General features: G+C 60.5%; 1 protein-coding gene. It reads left to right on the top strand.

Going from position 1 to position 261, the window contains the following annotated elements:
• Positions 1 to 19: 19 nt before the first annotated feature.
• On the top strand, positions 20 to 261 hold a 242-nt coding region (locus R0J88_RS21090), incomplete at its 3' end, for a DUF2332 family protein (RefSeq protein WP_410901039.1).

Genomic DNA, 261 nt, shown 5'->3' with positions numbered 1-261 from the left:
AGATAAACAGCAACCCAACCTGCTGTTCGCCGCGTTCCGGCATACCGTAGGCGCGCCCGCATCGACTTCGGAATTCGATGCAGGCCTGGCGCAACATGGCGGCGCCATCCGAGCTCTTATGCTGGCTCGTTCCACGCAGACGAACGAACCAGGGCGCTGTGCGGTGTTGTTGCCCGCACTCGCTTCAATCAGGGGCAAGATAGCGCTCATCGAAGTGGGGGCCTCTGCAGGGCTGTGCCTGCTAATGGACAAATACGGCTA

Source organism: Pseudoalteromonas sp. SIMBA_162 (assembly GCF_046535955.1).
In the GTDB taxonomy this organism is placed as follows: domain Bacteria; phylum Pseudomonadota; class Gammaproteobacteria; order Enterobacterales; family Alteromonadaceae; genus Pseudoalteromonas; species Pseudoalteromonas marina.
This window is presented reverse-complemented; position numbering and strand designations above follow the sequence as displayed.